The following is an 18,275-nucleotide window of genomic DNA, read 5'->3' as shown; positions in this document are numbered from 1 at the left end:
TAGGGTGCTGCGAAGCTCCATTCTTCGTCGGACACATCGGTCGGATACCCTTTGCGATCTGCTCTTTTCATCCCGCCAGGATACTAGGTCTCCCGCAAAGTGCCTAACACGCTCTAGGCCGTTTGTAATCGGGCGCAGACGCCGTCGAGGAGACCGTCGGTACGGTGAAGCGCGAGAGCTGAAGCGTGGGTCGAGCGGGCGAGCGGCGGATCGCGGTTTGGGCACGGCGGGCGCGTGAGCGCGCCGCGTCGTCTAGCGCTCGCTGGGTGGTGTGTCCCGATAACGATCGAAGAAACGCGCGTGCGACGCTTCATCGATGGAAATGGGATGCGGGGTCGTACCGGCCGGATGCTTTTCGAGTTGAGCCCGGGTGCGAATCGGCCGACGCTGGAAATTGCCGCCGCAATTCGGGCACACGTTACGCAGCCTGGTGAGCGCGCACACCTCGCAGAAGGTGCACTCGTAGGTACAGATCATGGCGTCGGATGCATGTGGCGGCAGTGACTTGCCGCATCCTTCGCAGGACGGTCTCAGTTCAAGCATGGTGGCTCCGCGTTTTCAGAGAAGTGAGGTGCGTTATGGCACCTCGCCTGCCGGCCAGTGTAAGCGGCGCCGGCAAGCCGCAATGGACAGCCGGGCGTCAATTCCTGCCAATGCCGCGAAAGCCAGTTCCACCGTTACGTGAGCACCGTCCATAACGCAAACGTGAGCACAAGCCCGACGACGGACACGATCGTCTGCAATACCGACCAGACCAGAACGGTCTGCTTCAATTGCAAGCCGAAGTATTCGCGGACCATCCAGAAACCGGCATCATTCACGTGGCAGAAGAACACCGAGCCCGCGCCGATCGCGAGCGCCATCAGCGAATTGTGCGTCGTGCTTAGACCTGCGACTACCGGCGCCACGATACCCGCCGTCGTGGTGGTGGCTACCGTCGCCGAGCCCGTCGCCTGACGCAGCGCGACGGCGATGAGCCAGGCCAGCAGAATCAGTGGCATGTGCGCGCCGACCGCGATCTTGCCGATCGTCGTGCTGATACCGGCTACCACCAGCGCCTGCTTGAGCCCGCCGCCGGCACCGATGGTCAGCAGCAGCGCGGCAATCGGCGGCAAGCTCTTGCGCAGAATGCCGCCGACCCGGTCGCGCGCCATGCCTCGCGACCAACCTAGCGCCACCACGGCGAACAGCACGGTGAGGCCGAGCGCGACCAACGGCTCACCCAGGAAATTCAGCGTGTTGAACAGGAACGTCTCGGGTTGAAGCAGCAGCTTGGCGACCGTGCGGCCCAACATCAACACGACCGGCAACAGGATCGTGATGAGTGAGATCGCGAAACTCGGCGGCTCGCCGGTGTCTTGCCTGGCGCTGAAGAGCTTGCCCATTTCTTCCGGCTCGGCGACATGCATCCGCTTGGATAACCAGATGCCATAGAGCGGACCCGCGAGAATCACCGCGGGAATCGCGACGATCAGGCCAAGACCGAGCGTCAGGCCGAGATCGGCATGCAGCGCGCTCACCGCGATCAGCGGACCCGGATGCGGCGGCAGCAGCGCATGCAGCGTGGTCATGCCGGCCAGCGCCGGAATCGCGATACGCAGGATCGGCTGCTGCGAACGGCGCGCCATGACGAAGATGATCGGCACCATCATGACGAGGCCGACTTCGAAGAAGAGCGGTAAGCCGATGATCAGCGCGACGAGCGCCATCATCCACGGCAGCGTACGCGGCGTGGAGTGCTTGAGAATGGTTGAGACGAGCCGGTCGGCGGCGCCGGATTCGGCCATGAGCGCACCGAGCATGGCGCCGAGCGCAATGATGATGCCGACGTCGCCGAGCAACGCGCCGGCGCCTTTACTGAACGCGCTGGCGACGGCCTCGAGCGGCAGGCCGGCGGAAAAGCCTGCCGCGAACGTGCCGACCAGGATCGACAGAAACGGCGCGAGCTTCAGCACGCTGATGAAAACGATGATCAGTGCGAGCCCGAGCGCGCAAGAGAGGATCAATTGGGTGTCGTGGGATGACCACGGCGCGAGTGTTGTTGTCAGATGCACAGTGTCCCTTTTGGTCGAGAGAGTAACGCAGCCGCGGTTGCGCGCGGATGCCGAATTGTAGCGACGGGCGGTGGTTCAACGCAGGAAGGCGGCGAGATCGCGGTCCGGCAAACTTCGTTCGCTCGCGTGATTTGCTTATGCGAATTTATCGGTTCGTCCAGGCTTGCAGACGAATTATTGTCGGAGCCAACCGGTCCGTTTTGCGTCCGTCTTCTTAACGAGCATCTTTATGTCACGTCATCCACTGCTCACGCGCCGCGCGTTTATCGCTGGTGTGGGCGCTTCGCTGGCCGCCGCCACGCTGCCCGTCGTCTCCCCATCCGTCTTTGCCGCCGATGCGCACGCGAAGGAATTCCGCATCGGCTATCAGAAAGCCGCCAATACGCTCGTATTGCTGAAGTCGCACGGCACGCTCGAAAAGCGTCTCGCGCCGCTCGGCATCACTGTCAAATGGACCGAGTTTCCTGCGGGGCCACAGTTGCTCGAAGGACTGAATGTCGGCGCCATCGACTTCGGTTATGTCGGCGAGGCGCCGCCGGTGTTCGCACAGGCCGCCGGCGCGAACTTCGTCTACGTCGCCTATGAAATTCCGACGCCGCACGCCGAAGGCATCCTGGTGCATCAGGATGCGCCGATCAAAACGTTGGCCGATCTGAAGGGCAAGAAAATCGCCTTCAACAAGGGCTCGGATGTTCACTGGTTTCTGGTTGCGGCCCTGCAGAAAAACGGCGTGAAGTACAGCGACATTCAGCCAGTCACCCTGGCGCCCGCCGATGCCCGCGCGGCCTTTGAGCGCGGCGCGATCGATGCCTGGGCGATCTGGGATCCGTTCCTCGAAGCGGCTAAGCGCCAGTCGAATGCGCGCTTGCTTGCGGATGGCGAGGGGATCGTGAGCCATCATCAGTTCTTCCTGAGCGCACGGCCGTTTGCGCAACAGAACAGCGATGTGCTCGCGATCACGATGGAAGAAGTCGGTAAAGAGGGAGCGTGGGTGCGGGGACACTACAGCGAGGCCGCCGCACAGCTCGCGCCGATTCAAGGGCTCGACGCCGGCGTGATCGAAGCGGGCTTGCGGCACTACGCGCACATCTACAAACCCGTCGACGCAAGCGTGCTCGCGGAACAGCAACATATCGCTGACACGTTCAGCGAATTGCACATCATCCCGACGAAGATCGTGACTAAGGATGCCACCTTGCCTGCTAGCAAGGTATAGACAGCCGGCGTTCGATTGCTCGCTCTTTTAGGCCATTCAGGCGAATAGCACGGCGACATTTTCTGGCGGGCGGCCGATCACGGCGCGCCCGTTTCGCACGACGATTGGCCGTTGCAGAAGAATGGGATGGTTCGCCAATGCTTCGTATAACTGAGTGTCGGTCAGCGAGGCGTCGGAGAGGTGAAGTTCTTTGTACTCGGCTTCGGTGTCGCGGATCATGTCCCGGACGGCGCAGCCTAGTTGCGCGTTGAGTTGCTCGAGCTGTTCAACAGTCAGGGGACGCTTGAGGTATTCGACGATTTCCGTTGCTTCGTTTGCGTTGTTGTAGGTGGTGGTAATGAGCTCGCACGCGGCGCGCGATTTTGAGCAGCGGGGGTTGTGATAGATCGTGATCATGGGTTGGCTGGGGTAGTGGTGACCGTCGGTCTCGCGTGCATGGGGGCGATGGCCGGGTGGGTCGGTTGTTGGCTAAGGATTTTAGCGGGCGGGGACGTGCGCTGCCGCAAAGCATTCGTATTTGCGGGCTCGGCAGGTTGTTGCACGCCTCTGATCGGCTGAAGCAGGAGGCTTTGTTCATCTCGCGTGCGAGGCGTGGTGAGAATGCTCGGCTAGGCTTTTACGGTGAGGATGTTATTTTTTTGGTTCGCGCCTAAAGCAAATTTATTGAGGTGTGCGGAGCGGGGCTGGGTGTGCTGGACCGAGTCAGGTTTTTAGCGCATGGGCGACTTTTGTATAGGCCCGATTTCGTGCTAGTACAGAGTGCGTGCACACTTGAACACCATATAGACAGGCCTCTTTCATTCGCAAATGCCATGGGCACATGGCCTATACCAGGACACCGTCGAATTCTGGGCGGGCGCTTTTGTTTGTAGTGGTTGGAGTTTTCGCTTTATGCGCATAAAGCGCGTCAACCGGCGTTTCGAAATCATCTCTCTCGCGTCGTAGATCACCCTTTGCAGGCATAGCGCTGTTGAGCCTTCTGCAGGCGAGGCCCGGCTCTCGGCTCTCGGCTCTCGGCTCTCGGCTCTCGGCTCTCGGCTCTCGGCTCTCGGCTCTCGGCTCTCGGCTCTCGGCTCTCGGCTCTCGGCTCTCGGCTCTCGGCTCTCGGCTCGATGCACGATGTCCGGAACTCCGATCGTCGTGCTGCCTCTTCAAAGCGTATGCACTACTCGCGCTCGAGAGTTGCCATCAGCACGGATGCCCTGCGGCCACTTTATGCGCATAAATCTTTTGGCCGGCATACGCGGACCTATCTGTGCTCTCACAACCAACACAAATCGCCCGACCACCGATGCACGGGTCGAGGAACGCAGCTATGCGGCCACTGCGTTGCGCAGAGTTTGCTAAACGGCAAAGGCACCTCCAAACGCGAGGCGGCTATCAGACCTAGGCCACCCCCCGTCGCTATGACCCAGCGGTACCTGCCGTGCACGCGTAGCCCCGGCAACCCACCCGTCACTTTGGCAACTCCGGCAACGTCTGCATCGCTACGCCGCTCCTCCTTTATGCGCATAAACCTATCCCAAACGGCTAATCCTTATCGCGTTTACACAAAAACGATTGAAATACAAAATCATCCAGGTAAAATCCATCTGCGTCTAAAAAGAGGAGGTGAAGATTGGCAGCAGAAATCATCGCGGTAACTCAGCAGAAGGGTGGGGTCGGGAAGAGCACTATCGCGATGCACTTGGGCGCTGCGTTTCATGAGAAGGGCAAACGCGTTCTTGTCGTCGACGCAGACGGCCAAAACACACTGATCCATTGGGCCAGTGCATCATCCGACGGTGATACCGGCATCCCCTTTCCCGTCGTCAATCTCTCCGAAGCCGGCAGCCAGATCCATCGCGAGATCAAGAAGTTCGTAGCTGACTACGACATCATCGTCGTCGATTGCCCACCTTCTATCACCGAGAAAGTCTCCGGCGTCGTTCTGCTCGCCGCGAGCGTTGCCGTGATTCCGACATCGTCATCGCCTGCAGACTATTGGTCGAGTATTGGACTGGTGAAGCTCGTCCAGCAAGCGCAGCTCATGAATGAAGACCTGCGTGCCGTATTCCTCCTCAACAAGACCGAAGAAAAGCGGATGCTGACGCGCGAACTAAAGCGTGCGTTGGAAGAGCTTGGGTTTCCGTTGCTCAAGACACAGATTCCGACCCGCGAAGCCTATAAGCAGGCCATGGCTTTAGGGCAGACAGTGCTTCAGATGAACGATCGCGGCGCCAAGCTTGCCGCCATTGAAGTACGGGCATGCGCGAATGAGATCGCCGCTTTGCTCCCGTGAAATTTATGCGCATAAAGGACCCTGAATGAAACCCTCCCAATTCGCCAAAGGCTTTCAAGCACGTCCTGATTCGACCAGCAGCGAAAAGCGAACCGCGCTCGATCGGCTAAATGCCATCGACGGTCTGGTTAAGAATGACCCCAGGAATAGCGAAGCAGCGCCGCGCATCATCGCGCCCGTTGCGCCGTCGCAGAGCGTTGCCGAAGTCGACGCCGTCGATGTCGCCAATGAATCCGCGGCCTACCGCGCATGGCGGACTGAGCACGGCTACCGGCCGGGACAGATCATCGAGCTGGCGCTCAAAACGATCAAGCCTAGCCCGTTCAATCCGCGGCATTTCTATCTGAAGTCGTCGATTGCCGAACTCGCCGTCAACCTGGCAAAGCAGGGGCAGCAGCAGGCAATCCACGTCATTCCGGATTACGACAATCCCGGCACCTATTTCGTCAGCGATGGCGGACGGCGGGTGCGCGCATTGAAGGAAGCGAACAAGGAATCGGTGAAGGCGACCGTCATCGATCTGCCCATTGGTATCCAGAGCTACAAGCTCGGCTACGACCTCAACGTCCAACGCGATTCGCAGACCGTGTTCGACAATGCGGTTGTATGGAGGCGCTTTCTCGACGACCGGCATTTTCAAAGTCAGAAGGAACTCGCCGAACACCTCGGGTTGGACGAATCGACGGTGGCCGTCGCCTTGTCGATCTCCAAATTGCCCGAGGTCGTCATGCATGAGATGGTCGCGCGACCGGACCGCTTCGGCTCGAACATGGCCTATCAGGTGGGTCGTTACCATACAGCTCGTGGAGCCGACGCAACGCTGCGTCTGATCAACAAGATCCTCTCGGACGATCTGAGCACGCGGCAAGTCGCTGACATCGTCAAAGGAAGAGCCAGCGCACAGGAAAGCACTAAACCGGCAGGCCGCCAACGCTACGCGCAACGTCTGGAAATCAAACTCGACGGTGTATCGGTCGGTGATCTCAAATCGTATGGGGATGATCGCATCGAACTGCGCCTGAAAGGGCTCACGCGCGAAAAGCGTGACGACATCCTTCGCCAGATTGAGAAGATGCTGAAGTAAGAAGGGCTGATGCAGAGGTAGAGGTGGGGCGACGTCGACAGCCCCACACCCAGCTGGATTACGCCGCGCGCGATTGGCTCAGCGTGAAGGCAAGCAAGTCCCCGTCGGTAGGCTCACCCCAGGTCTTGCGAGCCAGCCAATCGAAGAATGCCGTCTCGACAATCTTCGAATCCAACCCGCGACGGCGCCAGTCGTCGCGCATATGTGTGCCGAGTCCCGGCAACTCATCTTCCTCAAACGACTGCCGCGCGATCTCCCGCTCGGACTCACCTTGCTCGTCGTACAGCTCGCGCGCTTCCTTGCGGCGATATGCCGAATACTCGCCAAGCAGTCGGGCCTTGAGGTCGTCGGCCGGCGCAGCCACCGCGGCCTTGCCACCGCTACCGGATGGCAGCGCTTCGACCGGCGGCGCATAACCCTTCTTCAACGCGTCCTTGAACAGCGCCGGCGCGCTGCGCACTGGCGGCAACGACGTGCTGCGCATGCGTTGCTCGGTCATCTGAAGCGCCGCGCGAATGCGATTTTCTTCGCTATCGGCGTACAGCGTTTGCGCCTCTTTCAGCGGGATGCCGATCTTCACCATACGGTCGACCAGCGTGCTGTCGAACACGTTCGGATGTTCGTCGAGTGCGAGCATGGGTTGCTTGCGCTCGGTCACGCGAAACTGGATTTCGGCGACGCGGCGTCCTTCGCGATGTTCGATCAGTTCGACGAAAATATTGGTGACGGCATTGACCTCGGCAATAGCCGGGCGCAGGTAATCACGCTTGAAGTACTTGTACTCGCGCTTCGCCTCATCTCCCGCTTCCGTGTCCGGCGTGCCGGAGAGGATAGGGCGCCACCATTCCCACGTCTCGCGCATCGTCAGGTGACTCGGGTTGGTCAGGTAGCGCACGCAAATCTCGTAAAGCGCGAGACCCGCGCTACTACGCAGTTGACTCTGGAACTGAAGACTCAGACGCGCGTACTGAACCGGATCGAGCAGCTTCTTCTTGATCTTCGGCGCAAACGAGAATTCCACCCAGACGCGACGGGTGGTGGGATCTTCGAGAATTTCAGCGTCGGCGATCAGCGTGGAAATACCCCATTTCCGACCCGGCTTCTGACTGGACGTGCCGGTGCTCCATTCGACCTGCACCGAAACCATACGCCGCAAGTGCTCCTTGACGAGCGCTGTGTCGTTGGAATCAAACGCGGAGTTCGCGACGATGTCGGACAGCAAAGCCCGATAAGTGTCGCCCGATTCGTCTGCTTGCTGGGCCACGGCGAGGAGCACGTTGAACAGCTTGCGGGTAAGGAGCGTGATTTTGCCGCTCTTGGGCTGAATCGCGATCGCCTCGACGGCTTTGCGCAATTCGGCCGAGCTCGGGCTGACTACATCGGTCTTCTTCGCGCGCTTCGTGGCCATGCGTCTGGTCGAGGAGGGATTTGGCGAGAGCATACCGGCTGCGGTGATACCCGTCTATAGCGTAGGTCTCACCGTTCGCGGTGAAGTGAGTTTACGAGGTGCGACTCACCTCCAGCAACTCCCGAAAACCCTCACCTCAGCCATTTCGCGCCAGGTTCGGGGCATCCTTGCAGGTCGCGGACTTGGCAATTTCGGGGCATTTGTGCGCCGCGGACAAACGCACGCGATTCACTCCCGAATCTTCTCACCTCAAAAATTTTCGCGAATTTCGATGCGTGGCGCGCTCGCGGATCGGGCGCAATCTCGCACCACCCAAACTGATGAACAAGTTTCGACCATCGTTGGCAGCAGGGGAGGGAAGCGCCGACGCAAAACGTGTGAAGCCCGCACGCGAAGTCGCATCAACGCCACTGGGGCTAGCCCGTACGCTGACACGTGCACCGCGCAGCAACAGGTGTCAGACCGGCTACAAGCCTCCCGCCACCCAATACGGCCCCGCCCACGGACCCTCAGGCACTCACGCGACGCAATCCCCGATCGCGAGGTCCCGCACAGCCAACGCAAGGATGGCGATGGATCGCTTAGTCGGGACACCAGCGCAATTGCCTTTCGCGCATCGCTACAACTACCACTTGTGCACGCTTTATTGGCGGTACCTAACCAGAGCGCCCAACTCGACGGGTTCGCTCGACCTTCTTAAATCCCCCCGAAAAACCTCACCTTAACGCTAGCGGAGCCCTTGGAACGACGCGGCCTCCAGAGACGGGAAGCCCCAAAACCACCGAAAAACCGTCCCGAAAAGCCTCACCTCAGAGGCGTCCAGAGGGATCATCTCACCTGCAAATAGGGCCCCCGAAAAACCTCACCTTTGCGAAACACACAAAAAATAGTCAATCATTTCAGTTACTTAAGTTTTTGGCATTGACGATGCCATCCGAGACAGCTCCCGTAAATTCTCACCTTAAAGAGCATTTCGGCGAAAAATGGCATTGCCGATCGCCGCCACGACAGTCCCGAAAAACCTCACCATTCGAATTCTTCGACCACAAAACAGAATCGCATTCGGTGCCGTCAGCAGAGCCTTTCCGGCCTATAACAGGCATTTTGATCCCGTATTTACTCACCTCACGGATCACGCGCCCGTAAAAAGACTCCCGAAAACTCTCACCTTTACCGCGATTCGAGGACATTTCGCAGACAGCTGCTCACGCAGAAGTCCGCCTCCCGAATTTCCTCACCTTAGTCATCTCGGGATCGACGAACCTCATCAGCAACACACCGACAGTCCGGTCGAAACACAGCCTCACTCCCGGAAACCCTCACCTCAAGTGCCGGAATGCACAGAAATAAGGCAAAAATGCCACCCGTGCCCCGTAAAACCTCACCTTCAGTTCCCGTTTTCTCCCGACTTGACTCACCAATGGGGTAAACGAGCTAAAAATAAGGCCGGAATTGCACCTCAGCGCACATCCCGAAAGCGCTCACCTTACCCGTTACAGAACCTCGAACCGACTTTTACGCACGGCCGGGCGATCCAAGGCATTCAGGTCCCGCAAACTCTCACCTTTGCTTCGACCTCACTTTGGGGATGGTTCCTGAACCCGCTCACGTTGTGTCCCGGACCCGCTCACCGAGGCCCCCGAACCTCATCACTCGACAATCCCGCAAGACCTCACCACCTCTCCCGCAAAGCTTCACCTTACCAGGCTGGAAGCCTTGCCAGATAAGGCTTTGCCGTGGCGTTAACGTTTTTAACATGGGTTCAAAGGTGTTTACTTTTATTACTCTCTAGAATTTCACCCCGCGTGTCCTTCGGACAAAGCCTTCAACCGAAGTAGCCTCCACGACATGTTCGTGAAACAGTACGCGATCGCTGGAAAAGCTTTAAAAGCTCTTTCTTTACAAGAGCTTATTGACTATTCTTCGTTTTGTTTCACGGAAATACCCGGGTAGTACTAATCCGTCACTGCACATCGGCCACCCAAGCATGCCTTTTTGCCAATTCATGATCGACCAAGACAAATACGTAGCAAACAATACGTAAATTGTTATGATCTATCCAATTCGAGCGACATCGAGGTATACATGAATCTGGATCAGGAACGGCAAACCATTCGGAGCGAGCTTGAAGCGCTGCGCGCCAACGGGGCTCGTCGGCAAGATCTGTCGCTACATGCGTGCAAGCGACTCTTTTTCGATCTGGGCATTCGCCCATCCATGGCAGCGGTTCGCGATCTGACCCAAACCGGCAGCGCGAGCGATATCCCAAAAGACATCGACCACTTCTGGGAACGCATCCGACATGTGTCGCGCGTGAAAGTTGGCGCTGGTGCTATCCCCAAAGCTTTGGAAGACCGCGCCGGTGAATTACTCGGCGCACTTTTCGAAGAAGCCGTCACACACGCCCGTGCGACGCTCGCTGAAGAACGTGAGGAAATGCGCGCGCAAATCGCCGCGGCCGATCAGCGTGCTCGAGAAGCGGAAATTCGGCAGCAAGCATCCGAATACGCGATCAAGCGCAGCGAACTCCGAGCGGAGGCTGGCTGGGAGCGCGCTCGCGCCCTCGAGACCGAGTTATCGAGCGCGACCACGCACGGCAATGCTCACCAAGAGGGGCTACAGGCAACAGTGCGCCGGCTCGATCAAGAAAACGAAGCGCTTCGTCAACGTCTCGACAACGAATTCGCGACCAATGCGGCGCTGCGGGACCGGATCGACGCATTGCACGTCGAACTACGCCAAAGCACGGAACACTATGCGCAGCAGATCAAGGATGCAGTGGCTGAAGCCGAGCGGCGCGTCAAACCGATGTTGGTCGAACTCGATTCGTTGCGCAGCATGGCGGCTACCTACCAGTCCGGTCTCCGCGATGCGAGTCGCAAAGAATTTGAATTTATTCAGCAGATCGCGTCGGCCAAGGCGCGCGGCGACCGACTCGACGCCCAACTGCGCGAGCAGTCCGACGAAGTCGATACGTTGACAAAAGAGGTAGCAGTTTTACGCGGCCAGCAAGGTATTGATCCCGCAATCGCCGGTCTACTCTGCTCACTGGTCGAAGCTGGCCGGCTGACGGATGACGAATTGAGGATGATCGGAACGGCAGCGGACGGTCATGTGGCCCTGCCGCTGCGATGCCCCAAATGCGAAGAAGGTGAGCCGGAGTTGTCGCAAGTGGATCACCATTTCGAGCTGCAATGTCCCGAGTGCGATCATTCGTCGGGTCTCGGCGAATCAAGGCTGGAGGCGGTTCGCCGGTTTCAGTCGAGCGGAGCGGTTGCGGCCTCCGCATGACGTTTGACGCGCCGCAATAGCGGATAAAGTGGCAAAGGTGAGGAAATTCGGGACTCGAAAGGTGAGGAAATTCAGGACTCGCCAGCTCCCCTTTTCCTCGTCAAACGCCCGTCACGCCGAGGTGCGGCCAACGGAGGAACGGCCGGATCCGGAACCTCCGCAGCAGGGGAATCTTGCTGATCCACCCAGTTTCGCCATGCGCGATACAGCCTGTTTGCGGACACCGCCTGCACAAATCCCAGCCATTGCCCGACCAGTTCCGCCTCGACCCCGCTCTCGAACAGATCCGCCGCAAAGGTGTTGCGCAATGTCTGCGGACTGGCTCGCGACGCCCTCGATGCGGCAATTCCCGCGCCATCGATCAAGGCGTCCACCGCGCGCAGCATGGTGGCTTTATGCATTGGCCTTCCAGAGGGCGATGCCGGAAAAACCAGATTGCCGGCCAATTCCGAAAGACGCCTTTCGGCGAGCCATGCATCGAGAATCGCGGCGGCGAACGGCGCGAGCCGTGTGCGCCGCGTCAGCATGGGATTCGGGGACTCGATCGTCACCCAGGGCGAGCCGACGATCACGCAACTAACAGTAAGTGAAGCGGCTTCACCGGTTTTCAATCCACCACCTAAGAACACTGCGATCAACGCACGGTCGCGCCGCTCTCGCCAACGCTGCGCCACGGACAGATTCGGCAACGGTGAAAACAGATGTGCAATCAACGCGGTTCGTTCGGCGTGGCTGAGAAAGCCAGTCGGCTCGTTATCGCGCGCGTTGCGCCACGCTGCTTCGCCATCCTGAGCAATGAAGCGTGCCGGATTGGTCGAAGCCGATTCGATTTCGCGCACATGATCGAGTACGCGTTCGATGAGTCGTAAATACCGTACGCGCTGAGTCTTTCGTACCTCGAGCCCGGCGACGAATTCAGCAATCGTGTGAGCATCGACCGTGGCCAGACTCTTCTCGCGCATGCCCAGCCAATCTAGAAAAAGCCCCCACTGCGCCTGATAGACTTCAGCGGAAGAACGCCGAAAATGCTGCTTGGCAAGCCATGCGTCGAAAGCGATTTGCGGGTCACGTCGCCAGTCTTCACGTTGTTGATCGAAGAGATCCGTGGAAGGCGCCGGGCGAGGCACGGGGTCAGTCAGATGAGGGGGCGACATGAGCTTATATTTCCGTTAGTTGCACCTATTGTAGGTGGCAACGGATGGAAATGCAGCGACTAGTCGCCCCAGGCGCGTGCGCGCTTGAGAGGCGCATTCTGCGGTGACGGTTGTGCAGCGCGGCGTGCCGCCTCTTCATAGGCGCTCACTGCGAACGCGAAAACCGCCGGCAATGCCGTGGAGGTTCCGAAGTCGACTGCCTCATCCGTTTCCGGATAAGGCAGATCGGATGGCCGCTGAAAGAGCCCCAGCATCAACGCGTCGTGCCGGCTGGCGAACCCGAGATCCGCGAGCGCTTCGGCTTCGATGGCATGCAGCAACCGCCATGTGAGCGGCACCTCCTGCACGATGTAGCGCGCGGCAATATTGCGCACGATGCGTTCGAGATCACGCGCCGCGGTTTGATAGCGCAGCGCGGCCAGAGCATGGTCGGTCGAGTCGGTTATCAGGTTGTTCATTATCGGCTCCAATCGATACCCTGTACTGTACAAATATACAGTGCTCGATGCAACCTTGTCTGAAGTCCCGATTCCGCCAACTGCTAGTCACGGCGCGCCTGACTGCCTGACGATCAGCCGTGTATCACGACGAGCAGCGCCTTCGCTTCGCCCTTGCCGGCGTTGCGAATGGCATGCGGTTCGTCGGCGACATAGCGCGCGGTGTCCGCTGCCTTCAGCCGTTTCGTTGTGCCCGCCGCCTCTATCTCGATCGATCCGTGCAGCACGGTCAGATGCTCGCGCGTGCCGGGCTCGTGCGCGTTCGAAGCCAGCGCCCCGCCCGGCTGCAGCGTCAATTCATACCACTCGAACTTGCCGGCGAGATCGATCGGCCCCCACACGCGCAACTGATACTTGGCATCGTGCCCGCTCAAGGTGGGAATCTCGTGCGGACCGGAGACGGCGATCGCTTCCGGCGTCTTTTGCGGCGCGAACAGTGAATCCAGGCTGACGCCGAGCGCGTTGGTCAGGCGCCAGGCGACCGCAATGGTCGGATTGGCCTTATCGCGCTCGATCTCCGAAAGCATCGATTTCGACACACCGGCAGCGCGCGACAGGTCGTCGAGCGTCATGCGCCGTTCGGCGCGTAAGCGCTGAATCTGCTCGCCGACGCGCGGCGGCGCCGCGATTGCGGGGACCGCGGTTGCGCCTGAGGCGGGTGCCGCGTTGGCCGCGGCGCGGCGGATACCCGAACTTGCCATTTCCTGACCCATCGTTTAGAGTTGTTCGACATACCGGATTTTAGTTCGGAAAAACGAAAATATCCGATAAAACTGACAGCCGACTATAACAGGCCGCTCCGTGGTCGCACATGCCGAACACGCTGACACGGGCGCTTTCACCCATTTCAGGAGTCTGGTTCATGCGTGACCTTTACCTCGCCCATTTGCGCGACACCCTCGAGCAGATTCGCGCTGACGGCTTTTACAAGAACGAGCGCGTGATTGCCAGCCCGCAATCGGCTGACATCCGTCTTGCCAACGGCACGTCCGTGCTGAACTTCTGCGCGAACAACTATCTGGGCCTCGCCGACGACGCACGATTGATCGACGCCGCCAAGCAAGGTTTGGATACTGACGGCTTCGGCATGGCGTCGGTGCGCTTCATTTGCGGCACGCAAACCGTGCACAAGGATCTGGAAAAAGCGCTCGCCGCGTTTCTGCAAACCGACGACTGCATTCTTTACTCCAGTTGCTTCGATGCGAATGGCGGGCTGTTCGAAACCTTGCTCGACGAAAACGACGCGATCATCAGCGACGAACTGAATCACGCGAGCATCATCGACGGTGTGCGGCTTTCCAAGGCGAAGCGCTTTCGCTACAAGAACAACGATCTTGCCGATCTCGAAGCGAAACTGATCGAAGCGGAGGCTGCTGGCGCGCGCTTCAAGCTGATCGCCACCGACGGCGTGTTCTCCATGGACGGCATCATCGCCGACCTCGCCGGCATCTGCGATCTGGCCGACCGTTACGGCGCACTCGTGATGGTCGACGACTCGCACGCAGTGGGTTTTGTCGGCGAACACGGGCGGGGCACGCCGGAACATTGCGGCGTGCTGTCGCGCGTCGATATCATCACCGGCACGCTGGGCAAGGCATTGGGCGGCGCCTCGGGCGGCTATGTGGCCGCGCGCAAGGAGATCGTCGAGTTGCTTCGCCAACGCTCACGTCCTTATCTGTTCTCGAACACGCTGACGCCGAGCATTGCCGCCGCATCGCTCAAAGTGCTCGAACTGCTGGCCAGCGAGGAAGGCGCGCAACTGCGCGCGCGCGTGCGCGAAAACGGCGCCCACTTTCGCGGCAAGATGAGCGCGCTCGGCTTCACGCTCGTGCCCGGCGAACATCCGATCATTCCGGTCATGCTCGGCGACGCGCAACTGGCTTCGAAAATGGCCGATGCGCTCCTCAAGGAAGGCGTCTACGTGATCGGCTTCTCGTTCCCGGTGGTGCCGAAAGGCCGCGCGCGCATTCGCACGCAGATGAGCGCCGCGCATACGCGCGAGCAGATCGACAGAGCGGTGGATGCATTCGCGCGCGTCGGCCGTGAACTCGGTGTGATTTGAAACGGAGGCGCACATGAAAGCATTGGCAAAACTCGAACGCGCTCCGGGCCTCACGCTCACGGACGTTAAGAAACCCGAAGTCGGCCATAACGACGTGATGATCCGCATCACGCGCACTGCGATTTGCGGCACGGACATTCACATCTGGAAGTGGGACGACTGGGCGCAGAAAACGATTCCTGTGCCGATGCATGTCGGCCACGAATATGTCGGTGAAATCGTCGAGATGGGCCAGGAAGTGCGCGGCTTTGCGATTGGCGATCGCGTGTCGGGCGAAGGACATATTACGTGTGGCTTCTGCCGTAATTGTCGAGCAGGCCGCAGACATTTGTGCCGCAATACGGTGGGCGTGGGCGTGAATCGTGAAGGCGCGTTCGCCGAGTATCTGGTGATTCCGGCTTTCAACGCGTTCAAGATTCCGCCCGAGATTTCCGACGACCTCGCCGCCATTTTCGATCCGTTCGGCAATGCTACGCACACAGCTCTGTCGTTCAATCTGGTCGGCGAAGATGTGTTGATTACCGGCGCCGGACCCATTGGAATCATGGCCGTGGCGATCGCCAAACATGTCGGCGCGCGCAATGTCGTGATTACCGACGTCAACGATTATCGCCTCGAACTCGCGCGCAAGATGGGCGCGACGCGTGCAGTCAACGTCTCGCGCGAATCGTTGCGCGACGTGATGGCGGACCTGCACATGACGGAAGGTTTCGACGTCGGGCTGGAAATGTCCGGCGTGCCGAGCGCGTTTACCGGCATGCTCGAAGCGATGAATCACGGCGGCAAGATCGCGCTGCTCGGCATTCCGCCCGCGCAGACCGCGATCGACTGGACTCAGGTGATCTTTAAAGGCCTCGAAATCAAGGGCATTTATGGGCGCGAGATGTTCGAGACCTGGTACAAGATGGTCGCGATGCTGCAAAGCGGTCTGGATCTCTCGCCGATCCTCACGCACCATTTCAAGGTCGACGACTATCGGGAAGCGTTCGCCACGATGCTCTCAGGTGAGAGCGGCAAGGTGATTCTCGATTGGACCGCCGCGTGAGTTAGTACGCCGACACGCGTCAGCGCGCAATCGCTGCTCGCAGCAAAAACGTCCCGCCCAACGCCCGCACCGCGCTCACCCGCCTGCGGGCGTTTTAACGAATTCGGCCTGAATGCGCACATGAACATCGTCGCCGACAGCCGGATACCACGTCGCCAGACCGAACTTGGCGCGGCTGAAATGGCCCTCGGCGGAAAAGCCGAGCGTGTCTTTTTTCGTGAGCGGATCCGGCGCAAAACCGTTGAAGGTGACGTCGAGCGTGACTGTTTGCGTGACGCCGTGAATTGTCAGATCACCGGTCAACGTGCCGCGCGATTCGCCGGTGCGCTCAAAACGCGTGCTGACGAAACGGATCTCCGGATAGCGCTCCACGTCGAGCAAGCTGGCGCTCTTCACCATTTTGTCGAGCAGAGGCACATTCGTATCGATGCTTGCGGCGTCGATCGTGACCGACGTCGTGCTCTTGTCCAGACCGCCTCCGTTCCAGTCGAGCTCCCCCTTCTTGCGATCGAACCGCGCCGTAAAGCGTGAATACTTGAAGTGATCGATGTCGAAGGTAATGCTGCAGTGATCCGGATCGATTTCATAACGGCCGGGCGGCACACGCGCTTCGTTCTGGCTGACCGAATGTGTAAGCACTTGCACAGGCGTGCAAGCCATTGCCGTTAACAACGTTGCGCCCAGCAACGCGCGCACGAACGCGGCGCGCAGACTCAGTGTGCTCATGAAGTTCGTTCCCGTTGACCGATCCCGCTCACGATAGCAGTTCGCGCTCTCACGCCGCAAAAACACAAAAGTCTTGACGAAGGAGAATGATCGTTCTACCCTTCGTTCATGGCTACGGACACTCACACTGAATCAATCCCGCCCGGCAGTGCGCGCGAGCGGCTGCTGGATGCGGCTGAAGCGTTGATCTACGCGGGCGGGATTCATGCCACCGGCGTGGACGCGATCGTCAAACAGTCCGGTACGGCGCGTAAGAGCTTTTACACGCATTTCGAATCGAAAGACGCGCTCGTGGCGGCCGCGCTCGACCGGCGCGACGAACGCTGGATGAACTGGTTTATCACCGGCACGCAGCAACACGGCAAGACGGCACGCAAACGCCTGCTCGGCATGTTCGAGGTGCTGCGCGAATGGTTTGCATCGGAGAATTTTCACGGTTGCGCATTCTTGAATGCGTCGGGTGAAATCGCCTCCGCGGAGGACCCGATCCGGATCGTCGCGCGCCATCACAAAGAACGCCTGCTGGCGTTCGTGCGAACTGAATGCGACGAATTCGCGGCGGAGTCGGGCATGGACGCCCGCCGCGTCGCGCGCCTGTCGCGTCAATGGTTGATCCTGCTCGACGGCGCAATCGCCGTCGCGCTGGTAAGCGGCGAGCCCGACGCGGCGCTCGACGCACAAACCGCAGCCGAAGTCCTGCTCGACGCGCAATGTGCGAGCGAGCCAGTTACACCGCCACGCAAACGACCGCCATCCCGGCGTACCGCAACCTGACTGAGGAACCATCATGGCCGACCCGATCGAAACCCGCCCGCCGCTGCCACCGTTCACACGTGAAACCGCGATCCAGAAAGTGCGCGGCGCGGAAGACGGCTGGAACACCCGCGATCCCGAGCGTGTGTCGCTCGTCTACACGCAGGACAGCGTATGGCGCAACCGCGCGGAGTTCACGCATGGCCGCGCGGAGATTGTCGCTTTACTGCGCCGCAAATGGGCGAAGGAACTCGACTACCGGTTGATCAAGGAACTGTGGGCGTTTACCGATAACCGCATCGCCGTGCGCTTTGCCTATGAATGGCACGACGACTCGAACAACTGGTTCCGTTCGTACGGTAACGAGAACTGGGAGTTCAACGAGCATGGACTGATGGCGCGCCGTCATGCCAGCATCAACGATATGCCGATCCGCGAAGCGGACCGTCTTTTTCATTGGCCGCTTGGCCGCCGTCCTGACGATCACCCGGGTCTGTCCGATCTCGGTCTTTAACCCGCCAGGCGAACGCCCAATGCGCGTTCACCGCTCCGACATCGGTTCTCGGCTATCGTTGCGTCTGCGCTAACGGGCACGTCTCGTGCCCGGGCGTCCGAGCGTGTCCTCAACATCGTGCTGAAGGGTTGAGGTACAGTGCGCGACGGACGGCAAGCAACCCTACCCAGAACACAGATGACACCGGCGC

General features: G+C 59.7%; 16 protein-coding genes. 8 read left to right on the top strand and 8 right to left on the bottom strand.

Annotation, left to right across the window (positions count from 1 at the left end; all coding sequences use genetic code 11):
- Positions 1 to 252: 252 nt before the first annotated feature.
- Together AC57B1_RS10050 and AC57B1_RS10045 are read right to left on the bottom strand one after the other, a co-directional pair.
- On the bottom strand, positions 253 to 543 hold the full coding sequence (locus AC57B1_RS10050; RefSeq protein ID WP_408187343.1) for a DUF1272 domain-containing protein: 291 nt from the start codon (positions 541 to 543) through the stop codon (positions 253 to 255).
- 134 nt (positions 544 to 677) lie between these two features.
- Positions 678 to 2,054 carry a GntT/GntP/DsdX family permease gene (locus tag AC57B1_RS10045; RefSeq protein ID WP_408352281.1) on the bottom strand — a complete coding sequence of 459 codons (1,377 nt, stop codon included), beginning with the start codon at positions 2,052 to 2,054 and terminating at the stop codon, positions 678 to 680.
- 229 nt (positions 2,055 to 2,283) lie between these two features.
- On the opposite strand from AC57B1_RS10045, the gene AC57B1_RS10040 reads away from it, so the two are divergent.
- Positions 2,284 to 3,270: a sulfonate ABC transporter substrate-binding protein gene (locus AC57B1_RS10040; protein WP_408187345.1), complete on the top strand. Its 987-nt coding sequence runs from the start codon at positions 2,284 to 2,286 to the stop codon at positions 3,268 to 3,270.
- A 36-nt stretch (positions 3,271 to 3,306) separates the two neighbouring features.
- On the opposite strand, the gene arsC is transcribed toward AC57B1_RS10040, so the two are convergent.
- Positions 3,307 to 3,666 carry an arsenate reductase (glutaredoxin) gene (arsC, locus tag AC57B1_RS10035; RefSeq protein WP_496417451.1) on the bottom strand — a complete coding sequence of 120 codons (360 nt, stop codon included), beginning with the start codon at positions 3,664 to 3,666 and terminating at the stop codon, positions 3,307 to 3,309.
- Between the two features lie 1,222 nt (positions 3,667 to 4,888).
- On the opposite strand from arsC, the gene parA reads away from it, so the two are divergent.
- Positions 4,889 to 5,551 carry a ParA family partition ATPase gene (gene parA, locus AC57B1_RS10030; RefSeq protein ID WP_007178644.1) on the top strand — a complete coding sequence of 221 codons (663 nt, stop codon included), beginning with the start codon at positions 4,889 to 4,891 and terminating at the stop codon, positions 5,549 to 5,551.
- A 25-nt stretch (positions 5,552 to 5,576) separates the two neighbouring features.
- Positions 5,577 to 6,635, top strand: a complete 1,059-nt coding sequence (locus AC57B1_RS10025) for a ParB/RepB/Spo0J family partition protein (RefSeq protein ID WP_496417450.1) — start codon at positions 5,577 to 5,579, stop codon at positions 6,633 to 6,635.
- Positions 6,636 to 6,693: 58 nt separating this feature from the next.
- Here AC57B1_RS10025 and AC57B1_RS10020 read toward each other — a convergent pair whose 3' ends face one another.
- On the bottom strand, positions 6,694 to 8,043 hold the full coding sequence (locus AC57B1_RS10020; RefSeq protein WP_408188033.1) for a replication initiation protein: 1,350 nt from the start codon (positions 8,041 to 8,043) through the stop codon (positions 6,694 to 6,696).
- 2,085 nt (positions 8,044 to 10,128) lie between these two features.
- Here AC57B1_RS10020 and AC57B1_RS10015 point away from each other — a divergent pair.
- Positions 10,129 to 11,334 carry a DNA-binding protein gene (locus tag AC57B1_RS10015; RefSeq protein WP_496417449.1) on the top strand — a complete coding sequence of 402 codons (1,206 nt, stop codon included), beginning with the start codon at positions 10,129 to 10,131 and terminating at the stop codon, positions 11,332 to 11,334.
- Between the two features lie 71 nt (positions 11,335 to 11,405).
- On the opposite strand, the gene AC57B1_RS10010 is transcribed toward AC57B1_RS10015, so the two are convergent.
- From AC57B1_RS10010 to AC57B1_RS10000, 3 genes are all read right to left on the bottom strand, one after another.
- Entirely contained in the window at positions 11,406 to 12,488 is a 1,083-nt protein-coding gene (locus AC57B1_RS10010; RefSeq protein WP_496417448.1) for a tyrosine-type recombinase/integrase, read from the bottom strand.
- A gap of 59 nt (positions 12,489 to 12,547) precedes the next feature.
- Positions 12,548 to 12,946 carry a DUF2471 family protein gene (locus AC57B1_RS10005; protein ID WP_091805320.1) on the bottom strand — a complete coding sequence of 133 codons (399 nt, stop codon included), beginning with the start codon at positions 12,944 to 12,946 and terminating at the stop codon, positions 12,548 to 12,550.
- Between the two features lie 113 nt (positions 12,947 to 13,059).
- Entirely contained in the window at positions 13,060 to 13,698 is a 639-nt protein-coding gene (locus tag AC57B1_RS10000) for a helix-turn-helix domain-containing protein (RefSeq protein ID WP_408352293.1), read from the bottom strand.
- 149 nt (positions 13,699 to 13,847) lie between these two features.
- Between AC57B1_RS10000 and AC57B1_RS09995 the strand changes: the two genes are divergently transcribed.
- Positions 13,848 to 15,047: a glycine C-acetyltransferase gene (locus AC57B1_RS09995; protein ID WP_408352295.1), complete on the top strand. Its 1,200-nt coding sequence runs from the start codon at positions 13,848 to 13,850 to the stop codon at positions 15,045 to 15,047.
- Between the two features lie 13 nt (positions 15,048 to 15,060).
- Entirely contained in the window at positions 15,061 to 16,092 is a 1,032-nt protein-coding gene (gene tdh / locus AC57B1_RS09990) for an L-threonine 3-dehydrogenase (RefSeq protein WP_408187654.1), read from the top strand.
- Between the two features lie 75 nt (positions 16,093 to 16,167).
- Here the strand turns inward: tdh and AC57B1_RS09985 are convergent, their stop codons facing one another.
- Positions 16,168 to 16,818, bottom strand: coding sequence for a YceI family protein (locus AC57B1_RS09985; RefSeq protein WP_496417447.1), 651 nt, complete (start codon positions 16,816 to 16,818; stop codon positions 16,168 to 16,170).
- Positions 16,819 to 16,926: 108 nt separating this feature from the next.
- Between AC57B1_RS09985 and AC57B1_RS09980 the strand changes: the two genes are divergently transcribed.
- Together AC57B1_RS09980 and AC57B1_RS09975 are read left to right on the top strand one after the other, a co-directional pair.
- Positions 16,927 to 17,592 (top strand): TetR/AcrR family transcriptional regulator, encoded by a 666-nt coding sequence (locus AC57B1_RS09980; protein ID WP_496417446.1) that lies wholly within the window; start codon positions 16,927 to 16,929, stop codon positions 17,590 to 17,592.
- 13 nt (positions 17,593 to 17,605) lie between these two features.
- Positions 17,606 to 18,085, top strand: coding sequence for a nuclear transport factor 2 family protein (locus tag AC57B1_RS09975; protein ID WP_408294662.1), 480 nt, complete (start codon positions 17,606 to 17,608; stop codon positions 18,083 to 18,085).
- Positions 18,086 to 18,275 lie beyond the last annotated feature (190 nt).

This window comes from Paraburkholderia sp. BGA-UO-ETr-F21, from assembly GCF_059567925.1.
Note: the sequence above shows the minus strand (reverse complement) of the source record. Positions and strands in the feature narration are given on the sequence as shown.